Genomic DNA, 22,789 nt, shown 5'->3' on the forward strand with positions numbered 1-22,789 from the left:
GACGGCTGCGCTGGGTCGGTCAGGCCGGCTGCAGCACGAAGTCGTACCGCGCCTCGTACCAGCGCTGGTCGATGGTGCCACCGTCCGGCGTCTCGCCGGGTTCGCGCTCCTCGTACTTGACCACGAGCTCGGCCTTGACTCCGAAGACGACGTCGCTGTCGAGGTAGTCGGCGCCCTCCTCGAACAGGTGCGTGATCAGCGGCTCGTACCCCGGCACGTTGAGCAGGAAGTGCACGTGGGCGGGGCGGAAGTGGCTGATGTCGGTCTTGGAGATCAGCTCCCCGACCGGGCCGTCCATGGGGATCGTGTAGCCCAGCGGCGCCACGGTGCGCACGCAGTAGGTGCCGTCCTCGCGGCTGGTGTACTTCGCGCGCAGCCGCGCCTCGTCGACGTCGGCGTGCTGCGACTCGTAGAGGCCCTCGTTGTCGGCCTGCCAGATGTCGAGGACGGCGTTCGGCACGGGGTTGCCGTCGAGGTCGCGCACCTGGCCGTGCAGGTACAGCGGCGTGCCGGGCAGGCCCTGCGACATGTCCTCGCCGAAGCCGAGCTCGGGCGAGCCCTCGATGTGGAACGGCCCGAGCACGGTGGCCGGCGTCGCCCGCGGGTCGAGCCGGTGGTTCATCTGGACGACGAGCATCGACAGCCCGAGGACGTCGGAGGCGAGGATGAACTCCTCGCGCTTCTCGTTGCTGATCTGCCCGGTGCGGTTGAGCCACTGGATGGCGGCCATCCACTCCGCCTCGGTGAGCCGGACCTCGCGGGCGAAGGCGTGCAGGTGGCGCACCAGCGCGGTCAGGAGCTCCGCCGTCCGCGGGTCGTGCGCGGTGCCCCAGCGCTGGGCGGCGAGGTCGGTGATGTTCTCCTCGGTGACGAGCTGCACGGCTGCCTCCTGGGCGGTGTTCACGGGATGAGGACGAACCGGACGCCGGCGCCGCCGGTGGCCTGGCGCCGCCAGGCCTCGCCGACGTCGGGAAGCGGGAGCTGTTCCGCCGCGACGGTCAGCCGGCCGGCCGCGGCGTGGGTGGTGACGGCGGTCAGCGCTTCGCGGCGCTGCTCGACGGTGATGGCGTTGTTGGTGTAGCCGAGGACGCTGATCGTCCTCGACCGCAGCACGGCGGAGGAGAACTCGGCGGTGTCCCCCATCGCGCCGCCGATGTTGACCAGCCGGCCGCAGGGGGCGAGCACCCGGACGGCGGCGGTCGCCGCCGGCCCGAACACCGGGTCGACCACGACGTCGACGGTGCCGTCCAGCGCCCCGGTCAGCCGCTCGGTGAGGACGTCGACGTCGGCGGTCAGCCGCACGACCTCCTGGGCGCCGGCGGCGCGGGCGCGCGCCTCGGCGGCGTCGTCGCGGACGACGGCGACGACCCGGCCGGCGCCGAGCACCCGCGCGGCACCGATGGCCGCCTGCCCGACCGCGCCGCCCCCGCCGAGCACGAGCACCCGCTCCCCCGGCTCGAGCTGCGCGCGCCAGGTGAGCGCCATCCACGCGGCGACGCCGGAGAGGCCCACCGCGGCGGCGACCTCGTCGGGCACCTCGGGTGCGAGCGGCACGACGTCGGCGTCCCGGACGACGCAGCGCTCGGCCATGCTGCCGTCGCCGGGCGCCATGCCGGCCTGGGTGGCGAAGAAGACCCGCGTGCCCTCGGGCAGGACGGCGGAGCCCTCCACCACCCCGACGCCCTGGACACCGGGCACGTAGGGCACCGGCGGCTGCCCGAAGTAGGAGGCGCCGCCGGCGCAGAGCAGGTCGAGCGGGACCACCGGCGCGGCGGTCACGCGGACCAGGGCCTGCCCCTGCCCCGGGCGGGGGTCGGGGTGCTCGCCGTGCTCGGGGGGCGAGCCGAGGGTGCGGACGACGGCTGCGCGCACGCGGGGGCTCCTCTCAGCTCGCGGTGTCCGGGGGAACGTACGGGTCGGGGGCCACGGAGCGGTTGTTCAGGTCCACCGACAGGAAGATCTCGTTGGCCACCGGGTGCCGCAGCTCCTCGGCGAGCTGGCCGATCAGCCCGGCGGTGCGGGCCAGCAGGGCGAAGCCGCGCAGCAGTTCGAGCGGCAGGCCGAGGTCGGCGAGGGCGGCGCCGCAGACGCCGGCGCCGTTGAGCGGCAACGTCTTGCCCAGCACCTGCGGGTGCACCCGGCCGATCGCGGCGAACAGCGACAGGTGCGGGCCGTAGAGGCCCTCCTCCGCGGCGATCGCGAAAAGCCGCGGGGTGCGCGGGTCGCCCTCCTTGTGCACGTGGTGGCCGAGGCCGGGCACGAACCGCCTCGCGGCCCGCTGGGCGGTCACCGTCTCCAGCGCCAGGGCGTCCCAGCCGGCGTCGTCCGTGGGCAGCTCGCCGGCCTGCTGCAGGACGTCGTGCAGGAACCGGCCGCAGTCCTCGGTAACGCCGAGGAAGCGGGACCCGCCGCCGAGCAGGCCGGCGGCGAGGGCACCCTGCACCGAGTCCGGCGCCGACAGGTGGGTCAGCCGGGTGACGATCGCCGTCGGGGTGAACCCGTGGTCGGCCAGCGCGGCCAGCACCGCCTCGAACACGCGGGTCTCCCCCGGCGCCGGGCGGCGCTGGGTGGCCAGCCAGAACGCCAGCTCGCCGAAGCCCACCTCCCCCATGACGTCGTCGGCGAGGCTGCGCCCGAGCAGGGTGATGTCGTGCAGGCTCGAGGCGCCCAGCGCCGTCGGGTAGACCGGCCTCTCGTCAGCCACGGCCCTCCTCCAGCCACGTGCGGATCTCCGCGCCGTGCTCGTCGACGGCCGGCGGCGGCAGCCGGTAGCCGGGCGGGGTGTCGGAGAACCGGATCGGGTTGCGGACGGACGGCACGGCGGCGTCCCCCTCGCCCACGGTGACCACCGGCTCGAGCCCGACCTCCTCGGCGAAGGCGACCCCCTGGTCGACGGTGTTGATCGGCCCGCAGGGCACTCCGGCGGCGATGATGTCGCGGAACCAGTCCAGCTTGCCGCGGGTGCGCAGCCGCTCGACCAGCAGCGGGCGCAGCGCGTCGCGGTTGGCGGTGCGGTCCTCGTTGTGCGCGAACCGCGGGTCGTCGACCAGCTCGGGGACGCCGAGCACCTCGCACAGCTTGTGGAACTGGCCGTCGTTGCCGGCGGTGACGATCAGCTCGCCGTCGGCGCAGGGCAGCGGCTCGTAGGGGAACAGGCTCGGGTGGCTGTTGCCCATCCGGAACGGGACGACACCGCCGGCGACGAACGCGCTGGTCTGGTTGACCAGGCCGGACATCGCCGAGGCGAGCAGGTTGACCTCGACGTGCTGGCCGGTGCCGGTCTCGTGCCGCCGGTTGAGCGCGGCCAGCACGCCGATCGTCGCGTGCAGCCCGGCCATGACGTCGAAGACGGCGACGCCGGCGCGGTACGGCTCGCCGTCCGGCGGGCCGGTGAGGCTCATCAGCCCGGAGATGGCCTGCACGATCAGGTCGTAGCCGGGCAGCTCGGCGCCGCCGGGCTGGCTGCCGAACCCGGTGATCGAGGCGTAGACGACGCCAGGGTTGGTCGCGGCGACGGTGTCGTAGTCCAGGCCGAAGCGGGCCAGGCCGCCGGGCTTGAAGTTCTCGACCAGGACGTCGGCGCGCCGGGCCAGCTCCTGCGCGAGCTCGACGTCGCCCGGGTCCTTGAGGTCGAGGGCGACGGAGCGCTTGTTGCGGTTGACGCCCAGGTAGTAGGTGGAGACGCTGGACCGGACCGGGGGCTGCCAGGTGCGGGTGTCGTCGCCGCGCGGACCCTCGACCTTGACCACCTCGGCGCCCAGGTCGGCCAGCAGCATCGTGGCGTACGGGCCGGCCAGGATCCGGGAGAAGTCGGCGACGAGCAGGCCGGCCAGCGGACCGTCGGCCGCCGCGGGTGCTGAGCTCATCGGTCCGTGTGCCTCCCTGGTGACCGCTGTGCGGACAGCCGTCCGCCTCCGCTCGCAGTCTTCGTCGCCGTCCCCGGGGTGTCAAGCGGGACGACGTCGTCCCGCTATCACGGCTGGTCGCGGGCCATTCTCCCGCATTCCGCGCTTGACATGTGCGCACGGTCACAGCAGGGTGGCCGCGAGGACTGCCGACCGCTTGACGGACAGCCGTCCGAGACAGACGACGACGTCGAGGAGGCCCAGAATGAGCTCGTCCGAACCCGCGGCCCTGGTGTTCCGGGGCGGCACCGTCCTCACCATGGACGGGTCGTGCACCGTCCTGGACGAGGCCGACGTCCTGGTGGTCGGCGACCGCATCGAGGCGGTCGGCCCGGACCTCGAGGTGCCGCAGGGGACCCAGGAGATCGACGCCCGGGGCGGCATCGTCATGCCGGGCATGATCGACACGCACCGGCACATGTGGCAGACCGCGATGCGCGGCTACGGCGCCGACTGGACGCTCACCCAGTACTTCGTCTGGTACTACCTCGAGCACGGCAAGAAGTTCCGCCCGCAGGACATCGCCGCCGGCAACCGGCTGGCGGCCATCGAGTCCCTCGACGCCGGCGTGACCACGACCGTCGACTGGTCGCACAACCTGCAGTCCGTCGACCACGCCGAGGCCGCCCTCGACGCGCTGCGCTCGGTGCCCGGCCGGTTCGTCCTGGCCTACGGCAACATCCAGGCCGGGCCGTGGGAGTGGTCGGCCGACCCCGCCGTCCGCTCGTTCCTCGAGCGGCTGCGCGACGCGCGCGACGACATGATGGGCGTGCAGCTGGCCTTCGACGTCACCGGCGACCCGGCCTTCCCCGAGAAGGCGGCGTTCGAGGTGGCCCGCGAGCTCGGGCTGCCGGTGACCACGCACGCCGGGGTGTGGGGCGCGACCAGCGACACCGGCATCCAGCAGATGTACGACGGCGGGTTCATGACGCCGGAGACGACCTACGTGCACGCGGCCACGCTGACCCGCGACTCCTACCAGCGGATCGCCGCCACCGGCGGGTCGATCTCGATCGCCACCGAGTCAGAGTGCAGCGCCGGGCAGGGGCACGCGCCCACCGAGCAGGTGCTGCAGTACGGCATCCCGGTGTCGCTGTCGATGGACACCAGCGTGTGGTGGAGCGGCGACATGTTCTCGGCCATGCGCTCGACGCTCAACGCCGACCGCATGTCGGAGCACCTGGAGGCGCACCTCAAGGGCGAGACGATCACCCAGCTGCGGCTGCGCGCCCAGCAGGTCGTGGAGTGGTGCACCCAGGGCGGGGCGCACACGATCGGCCGCGACGCCGACCTGGGCAGCCTCGAGGCCGGCAAGAAGGCCGACGTCGTCCTGATCAAGAACGAGAACTCGCCGGTGTCCTTCCCGCTGCTCAACCCGCTGGGCCACGTGGCGTTCCAGGCGCAGCGCGGCGACGTCCACACCGTCGTCGTCGACGGCAAGGTCGTGAAGGCCGAGGGCAAGCTGGTCGGCGTCGACCTGGGTGCCGTGCGCACCGAGATCGAGAACACCATCGACTACCTCAAGGCCGAGTGCGGCGAGGACGTCTGGCAGGCCGGGATGTTCCCGGAGATGCCCGAGGCGGAGCAGTCGATCCTGGAGAACCCGTACCAGTACACCGACTTCAAGGACGAGTCGAAGCGGGCCGGCGGCGAGGAGCGGGTGCTGGGCCGCTAGTCGACGCGGCACCGACCGGCGAGATCGGCGGTCTCGCACGTCTTCGGCTCTCAAGGTGCGCGAGATCGCCGATCTCGCCGGTGGAAGGACGCGGAACCATGGCAGGGCGCGGAGCGGGCCCGGACTTCGTGGAGGCGCTGGCGCGCGGTCTCGACGTCCTGGCCTGCTTCGACGCCGCGCACCGGACGATGTCGCTCACCGAGGTCGCGACGGCGGCCGGGCTGGCCCGGCCGACCGCGCGGCGGCTGCTGCTCACCCTCGAGGAGCTGGGGTTCGTCCGCTCGACCGCGGCCGGTTTCGAGCTGACGCCGAAGGTGCTCACCCTCGGCATGGCCTACGTCGGCGCGCTGGGGTTGTGGGACATCGCGCGGCCGCACATGGAGCGGCTGGTGGCGGAGACCGGCGAGTCGTCGTCCATGGCCCAGCTCGACGGGTCGGACATCGTGTACGTGGCGCGGGTGTCGGTGCCGAAGCTGATCGCGCTGCGGGTCGACATCGGCACCCGCTTCCCGGCGCAGCAGACCTCGCAGGGCAAGGTGCTGCTGGCCGCGCTGGCGCCGGGCGAGCTGGCGGCCGCGCTGGCGGAGCCGAGCCGGGCCGGCCTGCCGCCGTACATCGGGCGGACGGCGGAGGAGCTGCAGGCCGAGCTCACCGAGGTGCGGGCGCGCGGCTGGGCGCTGGCCGACGAGGAGCTCGCCCCGGGCGTGCGCTCGGTGGCGGTGCCGGTGCGCGACCGCGACGGCGCCGTCCGGGCGGCGATGAACGTGACCGTGCACGCCGCCGAGACGTCGGTCGAACGGCTGCTCGGCGAGCACCTGCCGCGGCTGCTGCGCGCGGCCGGCGACATCAGCGCCGAGTGGGCGCTGTGGCAGAGCCGCCCGCACGTCGAGGTCCCGCGAGGCACCGCGGCTGGCTAGGAGTGTGCGGTCCTCTGGGCGAGAGGCGAGCCGATCTGCGCGTCAGTCCTCTGTCGGCGCAGGGGTACCACTGGCTCGTCGGATCAGGTCGGTGATCAGGGCGCGATGCTTGGCCACGGCCGCCTTGTTGTCCAGGGAGATGACCAGGTTCCCGTTCCGGCTGGTATAGGAGTAGTCCTCGATGCCGGCGCCCTCCACCAGTGCGCTGACCTCATCGGTCTGCTTGACCTTGAACTCAGCGAGGATGTGCCTCTTCCTGGGACGAAAGACGACGAAGTTGTCGGGGATCCCGTCCTTGGCCAGCCCGACGTAGAACTTGTTGTACTTGAGGCCCAAGCCGCGGCCAGTGACGTCATTGACGATCCCGAGCATCTCGTCAGCTAGAGCCACGGTCGCCGGGGAGCCCTTGTCCGTCCAGTACGTGCGGTCAGTGGCCTGGCCAGCGTCGTCCTCCTCGTCGGTTCCCAGCCGGGCGAGATCGAGCACGGTGGTCGCGCTTAGGGTTACAACACCGTCGCCGATCTCCAGTGCCCGCATCTGGACAGCGACGATCGGGATGGCCTTGTTGAACAGCGAGATGACGTTGAGGAAGCGGCTGGTCACATCCTCGGCGACCAGCACGGCGACGTGCTCGTACTGCGGATACCGGGACCGCTCCAAGTCCCAGTACTCGATCGTGCGGATGATGTGCGCCTCGTCGGTCGGCCCGAGTTGCACCTCGACCTCGTAGCGGGTGGTTGCTTCCGGGTCGTAGAACAGCAGATCCAGGCGTCCGGCACGGGGCTGGCGGCGTTCGGCATCCTTGAGGATGAGATTGTCGCCGAGGCCGAGCAGGCTCGGGTCGTCGGCGAGGAGACCCTGGAGCCACTTCTCGTTCAGGACCGGATGCGCCTTGAGGCTGACGACCTTCGCCTTGCGGAACTCCACCGGCGTCTCCCTCCGGGGCGGACAGGAGGCGCATGCCTGTCTGGGCCTCGTGCCACCCACGATCATGCCCCGGGCCTCGACGTGGCGACGGACGGCTGCCGGAAACGCAAGACACAGGAGATCGCGGGCTGCCCCCGATCCCTGGACAACTGCTAGGCCGGTAGGCGTGTGAAGATCCGGTTCGCCCGCGCTCGCCGGGCGCTGAGCCACCGGAACCCGACCGCGCCGAGCACGACGATGACCGCTGCCACCCTCCACACGGCAGGTGAGCCGTCGTTGCCCCGGACTGCCGCAATGCCGACCAGTGCAGCGGCGAGCACCGAGGAGCTGGCGACGACTCAGCGCGCCTGGGCCGGCTGCCGGCGCTCGTGCCGCAGCCGGCCCGCCAGGCCGCGGGGTCGTCGCCGGGAGGCAGCTCGCCGGAGGCCAGCACCCGGTCGGTGACGGCGCGCTGCCTGCTCCCCCGGCCGCCCGGTGCGCCGCGCATGAGCACGGCGAAGCGGCCCACGCGGCGGCCATCTCGGCCCAGCTCCACGGGTCCGCTCCGATGGCCCCGGCGGCCGCCCGCTGGTTGGCTCCCAGCAGAAGCCGGAGATCACGGAGATGATCCTGCGCCGTCTCCTCCGCCGGGCCGGCTCGGTCACCGGGAAGTGTGCAGGCCAGCGGGGGTGCTACGCCTCCCCGGCGGGGCGGCGCTCGTCGTGCGCGCTGTCGCGGCGGACCAGGGAGGCCACGCCCTCCTCCAGCCGCGCCCAGGTCGAGCTCCACTCGACGAGCGGCTCGAGCACGCGTTCGAAGACCGCGAGCTGCTGGTCGAACGCCTGGAGCTGGGCGGTCATCGCCTGCAGCTGCTGGCGCTGCGCCTTGACCGAATCGGCCACCGCCTTGAGCTGCGCGGCCGACATCGCGCCCGGCGGGCTGGGCAGCCGGGGCAGGCTGAACCCCGAGGGGACGGCGCCGCCGGCCAGGGTGCGCGCCCGGTCGGAGAAGGCGCGCAGCTGGTGCACGAACTCCTCGATCGACCGGCCGACGAAGCCGGGTTCCTCCGGGCGCTGCTGCTCGGTCATGCCTCTCCCCCTCTACTCCCGGACGTCGGCCGGTCCGTCGTCGGTCGGCAGCCCGGCGGCCAGCCACGCCTCGACGCCGCCGACCAGGTCGGTGGCGCGGCTCAGCCCGAGCGCCCGCAGCGACGCGGCGGCGAGGCTGGAGCTGTAGCCCTGCCGGCACACGACGACGACCTCGAGGTCGTGGCTGGAAGCCTCCGGGATGCACGCCTCGCTCTTCGGGTCGAGCCGCCACTCGAGCACGGTGCGGTCGATGACGAGGACGCCGGGCAGCAGGTCGCGCGGCAGCTCGCCCTGCCGGCGGCGCTGGGCGTCGGTGCGGGTGTCCACGACGAGCGTGCCCCGGGCCGCCGCATCGACCAGCTCGCGCGGCGCGTACCGGCGCACGCCGTCGCGGCTGGCCTCGAGCAGGTCGTCGACCGTCACGCGCCCACCCTGTCAGGCGTGCGCGAGGATGGCCTCATGGAGGTGCTGAGCAGCCGGGTGCTCCTCCACCCGGCCGACCTCGCGCGCACCCAGGCGTTCTACCGCGACGTCCTCGGGCTGGCCGTGTTCCGCGAGTTCGGCCCGCCGGAGGCGCCGGGTCTGGTCTTCTTCGCCGGCAACGGGCTGCTCGAGGTGTCCGGCGGCTCCTCCGGTCCGGTCGGCGGCGTCGCGCTGTGGTTCCAGGTCCGCGACGTCGCCGGCGAGGTGGCGCGGCTGGCGGCGGCCGGCGTGCCGGTCCTGCGCGAGCCGCGCACGGAGCCGTGGGGCCTCGTCGAGGCCTGGGTGGCCGACCCGGACGGCGTCCGGATCGCGCTCGTCGAGGTCCCCGGGGACCACCCGCTGCGCCGGGACCGGCGCTGAGCCGGATCCTGCGCCGGGCCGCCGCGGCGGCGCTGGCGGTGCTGGCGCTCGCCGGGTGCTCGTCGTCCTCGACCCCGTCGCCGCCGGCCGCGACGACGACGTCCTCGTCGTCCGCCGCGCCGACCCCGCCGCCGGACGCGCTGCCGCAAGAGGTGACCGCGGCGCTGGAGGCGATGGACCGCCGCGCGGAGGTGGCCCAGCTCTTCGTCGTCGGGGTCCCGCTGTCCGGCCTGTCGGCCGGTGACGCGCTCGTCGCCCAGGGGGTGGGCGGGGTGTTCCTGCAGGGCCGGTCGTCGGCGTCGGCCTCGGACATCGCGGCGGTGACCGGCGGGTGGACGGCGGCGGCTCCGGGCGGGATCCGGCCGTGGATCGCCGCCGACCAGGAGGGCGGGCAGGTGCAGAGCCTGTCCGGGCCGGGGTTCGGCCCGCTCCCGTCGGCGCTCGACCAGGGCTCGCTGCCGCCGGCGGAGCTGTCCTCGCTCGCGGACGGCATGGGTGCGTCGCTGGCCGCGGCGGGGGTGAACCTCGACCTGGCACCGGTGGCGGACGTCGTCCCGGCCGGGACCGCGGCGTCGAACCCGCCCATCGGCGTCTTCGACCGCCAGTACGGCGACACCGCGGCCGAGGTGGTCGCCGCCGCCCGCACCGTCGTCGACGGGCTCGCCGCCCACGACGTGACCGCCACCCTCAAGCACTTCCCGGGCCTCGGGACGGTCACCGGCAACACGGACACGACGGCCGGGGTGGTCGACGACTCCACACCCCGGGACGGCGACCAGGTGGCCGCGTTCGGCGTGCTGGCCCGCGACCGCGCGCACCCGTTCGTGATGATGTCGTCGGCGACCTACGCGTTGATCGACCCGTCGGCCCCGGCGGTCTTCTCCCCCGTCGTGATCGACGAGGTGCTGCGCGGCGAGGTCCGGTTCGACGGGGTGGTCATCACCGACGACGTGGGCAACGCGGCGGCCGTCCGCGACGTCCCGCCCGGCGACCGCGCGGTGCGGTTCCTGGCGGCGGGCGGCACGCTCGTGCTCACCGTGACGGCGACGGTGCTGCCGGAGATGGTCGACGCCGTGCTGGCTCAGGACGCCGCGGACCCGGCGTTCGCCGAGCGGGTGGACGACGCGGTGCGGACCGCGCTGGTCGCGAAGGCGCGGGCAGGTCTGCTGCCACCCGCCTGATCTCTGCTGGTCAGCGGCCCGGAACTGTCGTACCCCGTGCCTAGCTTGGCGTCATGGCCACCGTCGCTGCCGCGCCCCCTCGGGAGGGGGTCGTCATCGACATGGTGTGGCGCCCGCACGGCAACCCGTTGCGGCGGCTGTCCAAGCAGGCGGCCTCGCTGCGCCTGCAGGACCTGCAGCGGCAACGGGCACGGCTGGCCGCCGAGGAGGCCGAGTTCATCCTGCACCTGGCCGCACTCACCCCGGATGACGCCGATCCGGTTCCGGGCACGCCCGGAGCGCGCAGCGAGCGCTGGCGGCGACGCTCCGACCCGGCCTTGCCGGGTGTCAGCGAGTCGTTCCCGCACGAGCTCGCGCACACGCTGGGGGTGGGGCACGGCACCGCGCTGCACCGGGCGCGGCGGGCGTTCTCCTGGCGCGACTCGCTGCCGGCGGTGTTCGCGGCGCTGGCCGCCGGGGAGCTGGACGAGCGGCGCGGGCAGATCTTCGCCGACGTCCTCGCCTTCACCGATCCGGCGCTGGCCCGGCGGGTCGAGGCCATCGTGCTGCCGGAGGCGGGCGAACTGTCGTTCACGGGGCTGGAGAAGCGGATCCGAGGGGTGCTGCTCGAGCTCGACCCCGACTCGGCCGACGAGAACCGCAAGCTCGCCGAGGAGAGCGCGGACGTGTTCCTCGAGCCCGGTCCGGACGGGCGGGCCACCCTCGGGGCGGAGCTGCCGGCCGACGAGGCCGCCGAGGGCTGGAACTTCCTCGACACCGTGGCCGGCATGGCCAAGGCCGACGGCGATGCGCGGCCGATCGGGCTTATCCGCAACGAGATCTACTCCCTGCTGCTGCGCGGCGCCGCGCTGCCCGGCGCGGCCGGCGCCCGCGCGTGCCTGATGGTCACTGCAGCGCTGGAGTCACTGGAGGGGACGAGCAGCCGGCCGGCGGACGTCAACGGGCACGCGATCACCCCGGCGCAGCTGCGCGACCTGCTGCGCCGCATCGGCGCCCTCGGCCTCACCACCCCCGACGGCGGGGAGATGGCCTTCGCGATCACCGACGCCGACGGCGTGCTGGTCGCCACCTTGACCCTGGGCGAGCTGCAGCGGAAGGTCCGCGCCGGCGAGGGCGCCGACCTGCCCCCGGACACCGACGCCTACCGGGCCACCGCCGCGCAGCGCCGGTTCCTCGGCACCCGCGACCGCGGCTGCCGGCACCCGTTCTGCCGGCGGCGGGCGGGCTGGGCCGACCACGACCACGTCGTCCCGCACGCCCAGGGTGGGCGGACCACCTGCACGAACCTGTGCTGCCTGTGCCGCACCCACCACCGGCTCAAGACCCTGTTCAAGGGCTGGCTGTTCGCCATGGAGCCCGACGGCACCCTGCACGTCATCAGCCCGGCCGGCATCACGCGGACCACCCGGCCCTGGCTGCACCGCCGTCGACCACCACCCGAACCGGCCGAACCCGACGACGACCCACCCTTCTGAGCGACCGGGCACATGTCGACCTGCCGAGAAGTCGACGAGCCGACATGTGCCCATGTCCCTGCATCTACCGGCCGCCCCTCCGGGGAAGGGCGTGCGTGGGGTCGATCGCGCCGGAACAGCAGTACTGGGTCATCGAGCCGCTGCTCGCCGCGGGTCTCGACCCCGACGAGATCGCCGATCTGCTCGTCCGGCTCGGCTTCGACACCGTCGTCGGCGACGGTCCGGGAACGCTCGCCCGCCTGACCGAGGTGGTCGAGGGGCGGCCCCCGGTCGTGCGCGCGGCGTGGATCGAGACGATCGACCGCATGCTCGCAGGGGACGACGCGTCGCCCGCGTGACGCGGTGCGGATCGTCCGCCCCGCCACGCGCGGTCCCCTGGCACGAAGTCGTCGATCGATGGCCGCCGATCGCTGTTCACCGATGCCCCGATCAGCGAGAGTCGGACCATGGCGGCCAGACGGCGGGGTGAGCCGGCCCCCCGGTCCTCCGCGCTGTTCGAGACCGCGTGGCAGGCCCTGGGCGGCAGCCCGCCGGGGCCCGACGCGTACCGGGTGACCGGATGGACCGGTCTGGGCGGGCCGCTCGACGTCGACGACCTGGCGATCGGCGCCGTCCTGGCTCAGCTCACGGCCGCGCGGGACCTCACCGGCCGGTCCGCCCCGATTGACCTCGACGCCCGTCACGTCGGCGTCGCGTTCCGCAGCGAGCGCTACGTGCGCCAGGGCGGTCGACCGGTCGGCCCGGGATTCGCGGAGCTCTCCCGCTTCTGGCGCACCCGGGACGGCTGGCTCCGGCTGCACGCGAACTATCCCCACCACCGTCGCGCCGCCGTGGCGGTCCTCGGGGAGGACCCCGGCGCCGCCGCGACGGCCGCGGACGCCGAGGCCCTGGAGACGGCGGTCGTGGCGGCAGGGGGCGCGGCGGCCGCGGTCCGCGCCCCGCAGGAGTGGGCCGAGCACCCGCAGGGCCGGGCCGTCGCCGGACTGCCCCTGCTCTCGCTGGACCGGGTCGCCGGAGGGCCCGCCGTCCGCGCCTCGCTGCCCGGCCTGCGCGTCCTCGACCTGACCCGGGTCATCGCCGGGCCGGTCGCCACCCGCACCCTCGCCTCGCACGGCGCCGACGTGCTCCGCATCGACAGCCCCCGGCTGCCCGAGGACCCGGGCACCCTCCTCGACACGGGCCCGGGGAAGCGGCACGCCGTCCTCGACTTCGGCGAGCGCAGCGGCCGGACCACCCTCGAGGAGCTGCTGGGCGCGGCCGACGTCGTCGTCCAGGGGCATCGACCCGGCGCGCTCGACCGGTTCGGCCTCGCCCCGGCTGCGCTCGCCGAGCGCCACCCCCACCTCGTCGTCGTGCGGCTCAGCGCCTGGGGGCAGGCCGGTCCCTGGCGGCAGCGGCGCGGGTTCGACTCCCTCGTCCAGGCGGCGACGGGCATCGCCCTGCGGTACGCGACCGGGGAGGCGCCCGGTGTCCTGCCCGCCCAGGCCCTGGACCACGCCACCGGCCACCTGGCGGCCGCAGCCGCGCTGCGCGGGCTCGCCCGCCGGCAGGAGGAAGGCGGCGCCTGGCACGCCGAGCTGTCGCTGGCGCAGACGGCCCACTGGCTGCTCGCCGGCAGCGGCACGGGCGGACCCGCGACCGGGGACGTCGACGACGCCACGCCCTACCTCGTCGACCTGCCGGCACCGGGTGGACCGGTGACCACCGTGGCACCTCCTGGCTCCCCGGTCTGGCGGCACGGGCCCGTTCCGGCCGGGCACGACGAGCCGCGCTGGTGGCCCGGCGGACCGGAGCGCTAGTCGACGACGTCGCTGCGCCCGCGCACCGAGGCGAGGGTCGCCGTCATCAGCGCGACCAGCTCCTCGCCGCCGTCGGCCTGGCGCATGCGTGCCCGCGCCTGGCACACGACCAGCGTGCGGCCCGCCTGGACCACCTCCGCGCGCACGACGAGCCGCGGGCCCCTCGCCGGCCGGAGCAGGTTCACCTTGAACTCGGCGGTGAGCACGCCGACGCCGTCGTCCATGCGGGTCAGGGCGGCGAAGCCGCAGACGGTGTCCAGCGCGCTGGTGACCACGCCGGCGTGCACGAAGCCGTGCTGCTGCGCCAGCTGCGGGCCGGCGTCGAGCTCGACGGTCACCTCGCCGTCGCGCACCTCGGTCAGCTCGGCACCGAGGAGCCGCATGAACCCCTGCCGCCCGAACTGCCGGCGGACCCGCTCCTCCTGCCCGCCGCTCACCGTGCCCGCCGCGGTCGTCCGGCCGGCGCGGCCGCGGCGTCCAGCAGCGGCCCCAGCTCGGTCTCGACGTCGTCGAGGGGGCTCAGGTCGTGCCGGGCGCGGGACAGCACGATGGCGCCCTCCAGGGCGCTGATGCAGACGGCCGCCAGGCGGGGAGCGCGGGCGGCCGGCACCCCGGCGACCTCGAGCGCCTCCTGGACCGCCCGCTGCCAGACCGCGAACAGCTCCTCGGCCGCCGAGCGCAGCCCGTCGCTGGCGGTCACGGCGTCGGCGACGGTGGCCACGGCGGGGCAGCCCTGGGCGAACTCCGACCCGGTGAGCCAGCCTCGCCACGGCCGCACCATCGTGGCGATCACGTCGGACGGCCGCACCGGCCCGGGCTCGTCGTGCAGCCGGGTGACCGTCCGCGACGCCGTCCGCCTCGCCAGCGCCAGCGCCTCCCGGACGAGCTGTTCCTTGCCCTCGGGGAAGTAGTGCTGCAGCGATCCGCGCGGCGCGTCGGCGTGCTCCACGACCTGGCGCATCCCGGTGCCGCTGACACCGTGGGCCGCGATCAGCGCCATGGCGCTGCGGACCATGCGCTCGCGCGGCCCCAGCTCGCGCGGCGCCCGCGCGTCGCCGGCCGCCGTCATCTCGTCCCGCACGGCACCAGCGCGTCGTGCAGCCGCAGGACCGACCCGCCCGACTCGCGTACGGCTATGCCAGTTGTCATGATGCCGGGCAGCCTCCATCATGACGTTCGTCATGGTCAACCCCGGGGAGGGCGCCCGTGCCCGTCGGCTTCGTCGGTCTCGGCCTCATGGGGCAGCCCATGGCCCTCAACCTGGCCCGGGCCGGGACGCCGCTGGTCGTCTGGAACAGGACCGCGGAGAAGGTCGAGCCGTTGCGCGCCGCCGGCGCCGCGGTCGCGGCCGACCCGGCGGAGGTGTTCGCCCAGGCGGAGGTCGTCCTGCTCATGCTGGCCGACGAGAGCGCGGTCGACGCCGTGCTGGACCGCGGCGGGCCCGCGTTCCACCGGCGGGTGGCCGGGCGCACCGTCGTCCACATGGGAACGACCCCGGCCGACTGGTCCCGGGAGCTGGAGGCGGACGTCCGGGAGGCGGGCGGCCGCTACGTCGAGGCGCCCGTGTCGGGCTCCCGGGGACCGGCCGAGGACGGGCGGCTGGTGGCCATGCTGGCCGGCGACGCCGACGCCCGCCGCGCGGTGCGGCCGCTGCTGCACCCCCTGTGCGGCCACGTCGTCGACTGCGGCGCCGTCCCGAACGCCTCGCTCATGAAGCTGGCCGTCAACCTGTTCCTCATCACGATGGTCACGGGACTGGCCGAGGCGGTGCACTTCGCCCGCCGCCACGGGCTGGACCTCGGCGTGCTGGTCGACGTGCTCGCGGCCGGGCCGATGGCCAGCGACGTGTCCCGCGTCAAGGCCGCCAAGCTGGTCGACGAGGACTTCCGCCCGCAGGCCGCGATCGCCGACGTCCTGAAGAACAACCGCCTGATCGCCGAGGCCGCGCGGCGGGCGGGGGTGGCCGCACCCCTGCTCGACGTGTGCCACGCCCTCTACGGGGAGGCGCTCTCCGCCGGGCTCGGCGCGGCGGACATGGCCGCGGTCGCCCGGGCCATCGCGGCGCGGGACCGGTGAGCGCCCGGCCGCTGCGCCCTCGTGGGTGGGTTCGCCGCCCCCAGCGCGCGGGCCCCCCTCGCCCTGCTGCTCGGCACCTAGTCTCCCCCCGTGACGGAACCAGGGCCGACGCCGCAGGTGCACGCGAACACCCGCGCCTTCCACGGCGCGACGTTCCACTACGCCGACCTGGGCGGCGCGATCTTCCGTGACTGCGACATGCGGGGCGTGCGCATCGTCAGCTCGTTCGTCGACGGCCTGGTGATCGGCGGGTTCAGCGGCCGGTCCGGCCCCGTCGTCGTGGACGACGTCGACGTCAGCGCCTACGTCGCCGCCGAGCTCGACCGGCGCCACCCCGAGCGCGTCCGGCTGCGCGCGGCGACGACCGCCGACGACCTGCGCGCCGTGTGGGACGAGGTCGAGCGCCTCTGGGACGACACGCTCGCCCGTGCCGGCCGGCTGCCCGAGGAGGTCCTCCAGGATCGGGTCGCCGGCGAGTGGTCGTTCGTCGAGACGCTGCGGCACCTCGTCCTGGCCGTCGACACCTGGATCGGCGGCTGGCTGCGCGGCGACCCGGCGCCGTTCTCACAGATCGGGGTGCCGCCGACCGACCTGCCCCTCTCGGAGTGGCGGGTGATCGGCCTCGACCCCGACGCCCGCCCGTCGTCGGCCGAGGCCACCGCCGTGTTCCTCGAGCGCCGGCAGCAGGTGCGCACGGCCATCGACGCGGTGACCGACGACGAGCTCCCCGAGCCGCGCACGGGCACCCCGGTGCCGGCCTGGGGCGAGGAGACGCACGACGTCGGCGAGTGCTTCCGCGTGGTGCTCGAGGAGCACATCGAGCACCGCCGCTTCGCCGAGCGCGACCTCGCCGTGCTCGCCCAGCGCTGAGTTCGGCAGCAAGCCCGCCGAGCACGCTCCTCCCCGGCTTTGCACGCGCTGCAGCCCGGTCAATGCGCGTGGAACGCGTGCAAAGCGGTTCTCCGCACCGCCGGCTCGACCACGGTGGTCGTCCCGTCCGCCCACACGACCAGGCCGGACGGGCCGGGCGGTCGTGTGCGTCGGGCCGAGCGCGGCGGCGGGACCGCGGGTGCGAATACTGCAGGCCGTGGGCGGAGCAGAGGCGGGGTCGTTCTGGCCCCGCACACGCATCCGCCGTCCCGCCGACGTCGGCCGCCTGTGCTGGACCGCCGGCGGCTTGCTCGCCCTCGTGCTGCTGTCCGTGCTCGTCCCCGGCGCGGCCGAGGCCACCGTCCCCGCTGGGCTGCTGGGCCTGCCCCGGACCGTCGTCTCGATCGCGAGCGCCGCCGCCTCTCTCGCGGTGCTCGCCGCCCTGCTCGCGCTGGCGGTCGACGCCCTGCGCCGCCGCCGGTACGCGGTCACCACCGCGACCCTGGCCGGCCTGCTCGCCGCCGCCGTGGCGGTCGCCGCCCAGGCAGCGGGCGCCGCCGGGTGGATCGCCGCCCTCGGCCCGGAGGACCGGGCGGCCGTGGTGCCGGTCACCGTGGCCCTCGCCCTCGTGGTCGGCGCCGACCGGTCCCGGAGCACGCGGCTGACGCTGCTGGCCGGCACCGGCCTGGCGGTCGTGGTCGGCTGCGCCCTGGCGCTCGGCAGCCTCACCGTCGCCGGGGCGGTCGCCGCCGTGCTGATCGGGGCGGCGTCCGGCTACGCGGTCCGGGTCGCCGCAGGTGTCGTGCCCGCGCAGCCGGCCGAGCCGCTGGTGCGGGCGGTGCTGGCGCGGGCGGGGCTCGTCGTCGACGCCCTGCGCCCGCTGCGGGTGGCGGCCGGCCGCGTCCGCTACGCCGCGCGCGATGCCCACGGCGACCTGGTGGTGACCGTCGTCGACCCGGACCGCCGGGGCGTCACCGTCACCCGGCGCCTCTGGCGCGTGCTGCGCTTCCGCACGCCGGCAGTCGGCCGGCCCGCACTCACCCTGCGCGGCGTCCTCGAGCGCCAGGCCCTGGTGTCCGGGCTCGCCGGCTCGGCGGGGGTCGCCGTCCCTGAGATCCCGGCGCTGCTGGCGGCCGGTCCGGCCCTCGTGCTCGTGGAGCGGCCCCTCCCCGGCACGCCGCTGAGCGCGGGCCGGCCCGGCGAGGAGCCGCTGGCCGCGGCCTTCGCCGCGCTGGGCCGGCTGCACGACGCCGGGGTCGCCCACGGCGCGCTCACCGACCGGGCCGTCGTCCTGCTCCCGGACGGCGCCGTGGGATTCACCGACCTGGGCTTCGCCCAGCCCGCGGCGGGCGAGCTGCAGCGCGACCTCGACGTGGTGGCGCTGCTCGTCGCGGTGGCGGCGCGCGACGGGGTGGACCGGGCCACCGCCGCGCTGCGCCGCGGCTACGAGCCCGGGCCGGCGGAGGAGGCGCGGCTGGCAGCGCTGCTGCAGCCGCTGGCGCTCACCCGGCCGGTCCGCCGCGCCGCGGCGGGGACGTCGGTCCTGGCCGACCTGCGCGCCGAGCTCTCCGGTCCCGACGGCGGCGCGGGGCCGACCCCGCGGCTGGAGCGCGTGCGCCCGCGGACACTCGTCAGCGTCGCGGGCGCGACCGTGGCCGCGTACGTGCTCGCCACCCAGCTGTCCGACGTCCCGCTGGCGAGCGCGCTGCGGGAGGCCCGGCCGGGCTGGCTGGTCGTCGCGCTGGCGGGCTCCGCGGTGACCTACGTCGGCGCGGCGCTGGCCCTGGCCGCGTTCAGCCCGGAGCGGCTGCCGCTCGGCCGGACCTCCCTGGTGCAGCTGGCGTCGTCGTTCGTGACGCTGGTGACGCCGCCGACGGTCGGGCACGTCGCGCTGAACGTGCGCTACCTGCAGCGCTCCGGAGCGCCGACGGCGAGCGCGGCGGCCACGGTCGGGGTCAGCCAGGTGGTCACCGTGGCCGGCACGCTGCTCGTGCTCGTCGTCGCCGGCTGGCTCAGCGGGGTGTCGCCGTCCCGGCCGTCGCTGCTGCCCAGCGGCGGGGTCCTCGCCGTGCTGCTGGTGGCGGCCGGGTTGCTCGCGCTGGCCGCTACGATCCCGGCGGCCCGCCGGACGCTGCGCCGCCGGGTCGAGCCGCTGCTGCGGCGGACGATCCCGCAGCTGCTCGCCGCCGTGACCGACCCCCGCCGGCTCGGCACCGCCGGGCTCGGCGTCCTGCTGCAGGTCGGCGGGTACGTGCTCGCCCTCGACGCGTCGCTGCGCGCGTTCGGCACGTCGCTGGACCTGCCGGCGCTCGTGGTGGTCTACCTCGTCGCGTCCACGGTCGGCTCCGCGGCGCCCACACCCGGCGGCCTCGGCGCGGTCGAGGCCGCGCTCGTCGGCGGCCTCACCGCCACCGGGGTGCCGGTGGCGCCGGCGCTCACCGCGGTGCTCGCCTTCCGCGCCGCCACCTTCTGGCTGCCGGCGCCGGTGGGGTGGGTGGCCTTCACGGCGCTGCAGCGCCGCGACCGCATCTGACCGTCAGACGTCGGCCAGGACCCGCGCGGCCACGTGCTCGCCGATCGCCAGCGCCGAGGTGGCCGCGGGCGAGGGCGCGTTGCGCACGGTGACGACGGGGCCGATCCGGTGGATGCGGAAGTCGTCGACCAGCGTGCCGTCGCGGTCGACGGCCTGGGCGCGGACGCCGGCCTCCGCCCGCACCACGTCGTCATCGGTGACCTCCGGGACGTACTCGCGCGCGGCGGCCATGAAGACCGTGCGCGACAGCGACCCGCGGAACTCCGCCACGCCCATGCGCCAGTGCCGCCGTGCCAGCACGCGCGTGCCCGGCCAGCCCAGCGTGGCCAGCAGCTCGCCGAGGCGGACGTCCCCCCACCGGTAGCCCTCGCGGGCCAGCGCCAGGACGGCGTTCGGGCCGATGTCGACGCCGCCGTCGACCCGGCGGGTGAAGTGCACCCCGAGGAACGGGTAGCGCGGGTCGGGCACCGGGTAGACCAGCCCGCGCACCAGGTGCTCCCGCTCGGGCACGAGCCGGTAGTACTCGCCGCGGAACGGCACGATCGCCGGCCCCTTCTCGTCGCCGGCCAGCCGCGACACCCGGTCGGTCTGCAGCCCGGCGCACACCACCAGCCGGTCGACGGCGAACGCCTCCTCCTCGGAGCAGACGACCACACCCCCGCCGAGCTCGCGCCGCAGGGCGGTGACCTCGAAGCCGAGCCGGACGTCGTGCCCGATCTGCCGCAGCTCGTCGGCCATCGCCCGAGCGACCGCCCGGTAGTCGACGATCGCGGTGCGCGGCGAGTGCAGCGCCGCCTCGCCGACCGCGGCCGGCTCGATCTCGGTGAGCTCCGCTCCGGACAGCCGCCGCAGGCCGGGCACGCCGTTCTCGGTGGCCCGCCGCTCGATCTCGGCCAGCGCCGGCAGCTCATCGGCGTTGCGGGCGATCACGAGCTTGCCGCACTCGTCGTAGGCCAGCCCGTGCTCGGCGCAGAACTCGCGCAGCAGTCCCCGGCCGCGGGTGCACAGCTCGGCCTTGAGCGAGCCGGGTGCGTAGTACAGCCCCGCGTGCACGACGCCGCTGTTGCGCCCGGTCTGGTGGACGGCGACGTCGTCCTCCTTGTCCACCACGGTGATCCGCGCGTCGGGGCGCAGCTGCGCGAGCCGGCGGGCCACGGCCAGCCCGACGATGCCGGCGCCGACGACACCGATCCGGGTGGGTGCGGTCATCGGGCTCCTCTGCTCGGACTCCGCGTCATCATCGCGGAGGAGTCGTTGACACCCGCGTCAGCCGGACCGTAGACAGCGGGGGTGGACGACGACGTCTCGCGCCGGGTGGCGCTCGAGGTGGCCGGTGGCGTGGCGACCGTACGGCTGGACCGGCCGGACAAGCTGAACGCGCTGGACCCGGCGATGTTCGAGGCGCTGGTCGCCGTCGGCACCTCGCTGATGGACCGGGACGACGTCGGGGCGGTCGTGCTCACCGGGGCGGGGCGCGCCTTCTGCGCCGGGCTGGACTTCGGCTCCTTCGCCGCGATGGCCGAGGGCGGCGCCGCGCGCGTCGTCGTCCCCCGGGAACCGCTCGGAGCCGCGCGGGCGCTGGCCCAGCAGGCCGTGCACGTCTGGTCGCTGGTGCCCGCGCCGGTGATCGCGGCGGTGCACGGGTTCGCCTTCGGCGGCGGCCTGCAGATCGCGCTCGGCGCGGACATCCGGCTGGTCGCGCCCGACGCGCAGCTGTCGGTGATGGAGGTGCAGTGGGGCCTGGTGCCCGACATGTGCGGCACCCAGCTGCTGCCCGAGCTGGTCGGCCGCGACGTCGCCAAGGAGCTCGCGCTCACCGGCCGGAAGGTCACCGGGAGCGAGGCGGCGCGACTGGGCCTGGCCACCCGCGAGGCCGCGGACCCCCTGGCCGAGGCCCTCGCGCTGGCCGCGGAGATCGCCGGGCACAGCCGCAGCGCCACCCGGGCGACCAAGCGGCTGATCGACCTGGCCGGGCGGGTGCCGCTGGCCGAGGGGCTGCAGGCGGAGCAGGACGAGATCGGCGCGCTCATCGGGTCGCCGGAGCAGGTCGCCGTCGTCCGCCGGCGGTTGTCGTCGTGAGCGGGCTGTTCGACCTGACCGGCCGCCGGGCGCTGGTGACCGGTGGCGGCTCGGGCATCGGGCTGGCGATGGCGCGTGCGCTCGGCGAGCACGGGGCGTCGCTCGCGCTGTGGGGACGGCGCGTGGAGAAGGTGCGGGCGGCCGCCGAGGAGCTCACCGCCGCCGGGACCGTGGCGCACGCCCAGCAGGTGGACGTGTCCGACGAGGCGGCCGTCGTCGAGGGCGTGCGGGAGACGGTGGCGCTGCTCGGCGGCCTCGACGTGGTGGTGGTGAACGCCGGGCTCGGCGTGCCGCTCAAGCCGCTGGTCGACACCACCGCCGCCGACTACCGCACGGTCATGGACACCAACCTCGACGGCGCCTTCTGGACGCTGCGCGAGACCGCCCGGGTGCTGGTCGAGCAGGGCACCGGCGGGTCGGTCATCGCCGTCGCCAGCCTGGCCGCGATCAGCGGCACCGCCCGCAACCACGCCTACGGGGCGAGCAAGGCGGGGCTGACCGCGTTCGTGCGCTCGGCGGCGGTGGAGCTGGCGCGGCACGGCATCCGCGTCAACGGCGTCCTGCCCGGCTGGACCGCCACCGACATGACCACCACGGCCCAGGCGTCGCAGGTCTTCACCGACCGGGTGATCTCCCGCGTGCCGCTGGGCCGCTGGGGCCGGCCGGAGGAGTTCGGCGGCATCGCCGTCTACCTCGCCGCCGACGCCTCCAGCTACCAGACCGGCACGACCGTCCTGGTCGACGGCGGCTACGCGGTCTTCTGACCGGCCCATCGAGATTCGCCTGAGACGCGAGACCCGCGGCCGGTGGCAGCACTGAGGCGAATCTCGGTGCCGGTCAGGCAGCCGGTCGACGCGCACGAGGCGCTGACCGACTTCTTCGCCGGGGAGCTGGTCGAGGTGTAGGAACTCGACCAGCACCCCGGCCCGAGGGAGCCCCGATGCCCGTCCAGCTGAACCACACGATCGTCGCCGCGCGGGACAAGCAGGAGGCTGCGGCCTTCCTCGCCGACGTCCTCGGCCTGGCCCCGCCCACCTCGTACGGCCCGTTCGCCGTCGTGACGCTGGACAACGACGTCTCGCTCGACTTCGCCGACGACGCCGACGTCCACCCCCGGCACTACGCCTTCCTCGTCTCCGAGCCCGAGTTCGACGAGATCTTCGGGCGGATCCGGGCCCGCGGGCTGGACTTCTGGGCCGACCCGTTCGAGCGGCAGCCCGGGCGGATCAACACCCGCGACGGCGGCCGCGGCGTGTACTGGAAGGACCCGAACGGGCACGTCCTGGAGATCATCACCCGCCCGTACGGCGGGTGAGCCGGCTCAGACATCCCATGGTTCCTCGGGTCAAGCCGCCGCGGTCGTGACCTCGGGCCAAGCGGTGCTCTCGTCGTATGTGGTTGTGGTCTTGAGGCAGCCGTGGAGGATGCCGACGAGGCGGTTG

Annotated in this window: 23 protein-coding genes; 13 read left to right on the forward strand and 10 right to left on the reverse strand. The window is 75.1% G+C overall.

The features are described from left to right. Positions 1–19: 19 nt before the first annotated feature. The 4 genes from ACI797_RS24685 to ACI797_RS24700 are packed head-to-tail and all read right to left on the reverse strand — an operon-like array spanning position 20 to position 3,866. Positions 20–880, reverse strand: a complete 861-nt coding sequence (locus tag ACI797_RS24685; RefSeq protein ID WP_456862373.1) for a dioxygenase family protein — start codon at positions 878–880, stop codon at positions 20–22. Positions 881–900: 20 nt separating this feature from the next. Next, positions 901–1,872, reverse strand: a complete 972-nt coding sequence (locus ACI797_RS24690) for a zinc-binding dehydrogenase (protein ID WP_456862375.1) — start codon at positions 1,870–1,872, stop codon at positions 901–903. Positions 1,873–1,885: 13 nt separating this feature from the next. Further along, complete coding sequence (locus tag ACI797_RS24695) at positions 1,886–2,704, reverse strand: citryl-CoA lyase (RefSeq protein WP_456862376.1); 819 nt, start codon at positions 2,702–2,704, stop codon at positions 1,886–1,888. Continuing rightward, the gene (locus ACI797_RS24700; protein ID WP_456862378.1) at positions 2,697–3,866 is read right to left on the reverse strand and encodes a CaiB/BaiF CoA transferase family protein; all 1,170 of its coding nucleotides are present in this window, start codon (positions 3,864–3,866) and stop codon (positions 2,697–2,699) included. The genes ACI797_RS24695 and ACI797_RS24700 overlap by 8 nt, the downstream gene beginning before the upstream one ends. A gap of 244 nt (positions 3,867–4,110) precedes the next feature. Between ACI797_RS24700 and ACI797_RS24705 the strand changes: the two genes are divergently transcribed. Both ACI797_RS24705 and ACI797_RS24710 read left to right on the forward strand, forming a co-directional pair. Next, positions 4,111–5,580 (forward strand): amidohydrolase family protein, encoded by a 1,470-nt coding sequence (locus ACI797_RS24705; RefSeq protein ID WP_456862380.1) that lies wholly within the window; start codon positions 4,111–4,113, stop codon positions 5,578–5,580. Positions 5,581–5,678: 98 nt separating this feature from the next. Further along, positions 5,679–6,497, forward strand: coding sequence for an IclR family transcriptional regulator domain-containing protein (locus tag ACI797_RS24710; protein WP_456862382.1), 819 nt, complete (start codon positions 5,679–5,681; stop codon positions 6,495–6,497). 42 nt (positions 6,498–6,539) lie between these two features. Here the strand turns inward: ACI797_RS24710 and ACI797_RS24715 are convergent, their stop codons facing one another. From ACI797_RS24715 to ACI797_RS24725, 3 genes are all read right to left on the reverse strand, one after another. Next, a complete protein-coding gene (locus tag ACI797_RS24715; protein WP_456862384.1) occupies positions 6,540–7,424 on the reverse strand; it encodes a hypothetical protein in 885 nt (294 codons plus the stop codon). Positions 7,425–8,095: 671 nt separating this feature from the next. Beyond that, the gene (locus tag ACI797_RS24720; RefSeq protein ID WP_456862386.1) at positions 8,096–8,491 is read right to left on the reverse strand and encodes a hypothetical protein; all 396 of its coding nucleotides are present in this window, start codon (positions 8,489–8,491) and stop codon (positions 8,096–8,098) included. A 12-nt stretch (positions 8,492–8,503) separates the two neighbouring features. After that, on the reverse strand, positions 8,504–8,914 hold the full coding sequence (locus tag ACI797_RS24725) for a rhodanese-like domain-containing protein (RefSeq protein WP_456862387.1): 411 nt from the start codon (positions 8,912–8,914) through the stop codon (positions 8,504–8,506). An 18-nt stretch (positions 8,915–8,932) separates the two neighbouring features. On the opposite strand from ACI797_RS24725, the gene ACI797_RS24730 reads away from it, so the two are divergent. From ACI797_RS24730 to ACI797_RS24750, 5 genes are all read left to right on the forward strand, one after another. After that, positions 8,933–9,334 (forward strand): VOC family protein, encoded by a 402-nt coding sequence (locus tag ACI797_RS24730; protein ID WP_456862389.1) that lies wholly within the window; start codon positions 8,933–8,935, stop codon positions 9,332–9,334. A 38-nt stretch (positions 9,335–9,372) separates the two neighbouring features. Beyond that, positions 9,373–10,515, forward strand: coding sequence for a glycoside hydrolase family 3 N-terminal domain-containing protein (locus ACI797_RS24735; protein ID WP_456862390.1), 1,143 nt, complete (start codon positions 9,373–9,375; stop codon positions 10,513–10,515). A gap of 53 nt (positions 10,516–10,568) precedes the next feature. Further along, positions 10,569–11,990: a DUF222 domain-containing protein gene (locus ACI797_RS24740; RefSeq protein ID WP_456862392.1), complete on the forward strand. Its 1,422-nt coding sequence runs from the start codon at positions 10,569–10,571 to the stop codon at positions 11,988–11,990. A gap of 95 nt (positions 11,991–12,085) precedes the next feature. Further along, positions 12,086–12,328: a hypothetical protein gene (locus ACI797_RS24745; RefSeq protein WP_456862394.1), complete on the forward strand. Its 243-nt coding sequence runs from the start codon at positions 12,086–12,088 to the stop codon at positions 12,326–12,328. Positions 12,329–12,436: 108 nt separating this feature from the next. Further along, positions 12,437–13,789, forward strand: coding sequence for a CoA transferase (locus ACI797_RS24750; protein WP_456862396.1), 1,353 nt, complete (start codon positions 12,437–12,439; stop codon positions 13,787–13,789). Here the strand turns inward: ACI797_RS24750 and ACI797_RS24755 are convergent. After that, positions 13,786–14,226: a PaaI family thioesterase gene (locus ACI797_RS24755; protein WP_456862398.1), complete on the reverse strand. Its 441-nt coding sequence runs from the start codon at positions 14,224–14,226 to the stop codon at positions 13,786–13,788. The genes ACI797_RS24750 and ACI797_RS24755 overlap by 4 nt on opposite strands. Then, positions 14,223–14,870 carry a TetR/AcrR family transcriptional regulator gene (locus ACI797_RS24760; RefSeq protein ID WP_456862400.1) on the reverse strand — a complete coding sequence of 216 codons (648 nt, stop codon included), beginning with the start codon at positions 14,868–14,870 and terminating at the stop codon, positions 14,223–14,225. Before ACI797_RS24760 ends, ACI797_RS24755 begins: the two co-directional genes overlap by 4 nt. A gap of 125 nt (positions 14,871–14,995) precedes the next feature. Here ACI797_RS24760 and ACI797_RS24765 point away from each other — a divergent pair, with 125 nt between their 5' ends. From ACI797_RS24765 to ACI797_RS24775, 3 genes are all read left to right on the forward strand, one after another. Then, positions 14,996–15,865 (forward strand): NAD(P)-dependent oxidoreductase, encoded by an 870-nt coding sequence (locus ACI797_RS24765; RefSeq protein WP_456862402.1) that lies wholly within the window; start codon positions 14,996–14,998, stop codon positions 15,863–15,865. Positions 15,866–15,955: 90 nt separating this feature from the next. Then, a complete protein-coding gene (locus ACI797_RS24770; RefSeq protein WP_456862404.1) occupies positions 15,956–16,735 on the forward strand; it encodes a DinB family protein in 780 nt (259 codons plus the stop codon). Between the two features lie 217 nt (positions 16,736–16,952). Further along, positions 16,953–19,268, forward strand: coding sequence for a lysylphosphatidylglycerol synthase domain-containing protein (locus ACI797_RS24775; RefSeq protein WP_456862406.1), 2,316 nt, complete (start codon positions 16,953–16,955; stop codon positions 19,266–19,268). Positions 19,269–19,271: 3 nt separating this feature from the next. On the opposite strand, the gene lhgO is transcribed toward ACI797_RS24775, so the two are convergent. After that, positions 19,272–20,477 (reverse strand): L-2-hydroxyglutarate oxidase, encoded by a 1,206-nt coding sequence (gene lhgO, locus ACI797_RS24780; RefSeq protein ID WP_456862408.1) that lies wholly within the window; start codon positions 20,475–20,477, stop codon positions 19,272–19,274. 81 nt (positions 20,478–20,558) lie between these two features. On the opposite strand from lhgO, the gene ACI797_RS24785 reads away from it, so the two are divergent. From ACI797_RS24785 to ACI797_RS24795, 3 genes are all read left to right on the forward strand, one after another. Further along, positions 20,559–21,347, forward strand: coding sequence for a crotonase/enoyl-CoA hydratase family protein (locus tag ACI797_RS24785; protein ID WP_456862412.1), 789 nt, complete (start codon positions 20,559–20,561; stop codon positions 21,345–21,347). Beyond that, on the forward strand, positions 21,344–22,111 hold the full coding sequence (locus ACI797_RS24790; RefSeq protein ID WP_456862414.1) for an SDR family NAD(P)-dependent oxidoreductase: 768 nt from the start codon (positions 21,344–21,346) through the stop codon (positions 22,109–22,111). The genes ACI797_RS24785 and ACI797_RS24790 overlap by 4 nt, the downstream gene beginning before the upstream one ends. A gap of 176 nt (positions 22,112–22,287) precedes the next feature. Continuing rightward, a complete protein-coding gene (locus ACI797_RS24795; protein ID WP_456862416.1) occupies positions 22,288–22,662 on the forward strand; it encodes a VOC family protein in 375 nt (124 codons plus the stop codon). Positions 22,663–22,789: the final 127 nt, after the last annotated feature.

Source organism: Geodermatophilus sp. SYSU D00691 (assembly GCF_054050275.1).